At 36.7% G+C, this 1,368-nt stretch carries 2 protein-coding genes; both read left to right on the forward strand.

Features of this window, described 5'->3' with window-relative positions:
- Window positions 1–511, forward strand: a 511-nt coding sequence (locus tag CER18_RS09655) for a YadA-like family protein (protein ID WP_180299428.1), incomplete at its 5' end; no start/stop codon positions are given.
- A gap of 432 nt (window positions 512–943) precedes the next feature.
- Complete coding sequence (locus CER18_RS09660; protein WP_100129742.1) at window positions 944–1,327, forward strand: YadA-like family protein; 384 nt, start codon at window positions 944–946, stop codon at window positions 1,325–1,327.
- Window positions 1,328–1,368: the final 41 nt, after the last annotated feature.

Here is a 1,368-nt window from a genome sequence, read left to right on the forward strand (position 1 = left end):
GAAAACGAATAAGATTACGTTAGTTGGAGGTAATGAAAGTGATCCAGTATTGATAGATAATTTAGCGGAAGGTCGTATAGAAAGTGGTTCGAAAGAAGCGGTAACGGGTGGTCAATTGCATGATTATACGGATCAGCAGATGAAGCTAGTGCTTGATGATGCGAAGAAGTATACGGATGATCAAGTAAGTAGTCTTGTCAATAATGGTGTTAATGAGGCAAAATCTTATACGGATATAAAGTTTGAGACATTAAATTATGCCATTGAGGATGTCCGTAAGGAAGCAAGACAAGCAGCGGCTATTGGCTTGGCGGTATCTAATTTAAGTTATGACGATACACCAGGAAAATTAAGCTTTTCATTTGGTAGTGGTGTATGGCGCAGCCAATCTGCCTTTGCTATCGGTGCTGGTTATATGTCTGAAAATGGGAAGGTTCGTTCTAACGTGTCGGCAACGAGTGCTGGAGGTCATTGGGGCATAGGTGCAGGATTTAGGGTTACATTGAACTAACAGTAAAAAATATAAATTTCCCTTCTCTTAAAACTAAGATGAAGGGAAATATTTTTAATCACTCAAATCACTTATGAATATTGATAGAGAATAAAGGAGCATTATCAACGAATTGCTGATTTTATTTTTTGCTGGTAAGTGTGTTATGAAAGAATCACTTATCAAATTAAAAGGGAATGATTTGAGTAAGCTGTATTTTTCTGATTTTTACTGTTTTGTAAAAAAGTATTCGTTGGGAATTTGAAGATAATGTTTTTTTATAACAAAGACATGAATGAAATAGCGCCCTGAATCATAAGGATATAACTTTTGCTGATAAAAATACGGAATATGTTATTTTTATCATTTTTGCTAATGGTTAGACTATAGGGGCCATGTATTATTAGTTGCTATTTTACAGGCGGTCAATTTCATGATTATGTGGATCGGCAGATGAAGATAGTGCTTGATGATGCGAATGAATATACGGATAAACGCTTTAACGATGTTGTAAATCATACGGTCAATAATGTTATTTATAAGACAACATCTTACACAGATATGAAGTTTGAAGCATTAAGGTATGAACTTAAGGAAGTTCGCAAAGAATCCAGACGAGCAACGGCAATAGGTTTAGCGGTATCGAATTTGAGTTACGAAGATATGCCAGGTTCTTTAAGTTTATCGATAGGAACGGGGCGATGGCGCAATCAATCGGCCTTTGCTGTTGGAGCAGGTTATATGTCTGAGAATGGCAGAATTCGTTCTAACATATCTGCGACGGGTTCTGGTAATCATTGGGGCATAGGAGCAGGTTTAAGAGTAAAACTGAATTGAGAGAGCGAAGATCAGTTTGTCGATGCGTTTTGCATTTATAT

This window comes from Bartonella tribocorum (genome assembly GCF_002777915.1).
GTDB lineage: Bacteria > Pseudomonadota > Alphaproteobacteria > Rhizobiales > Rhizobiaceae > Bartonella > Bartonella tribocorum_A.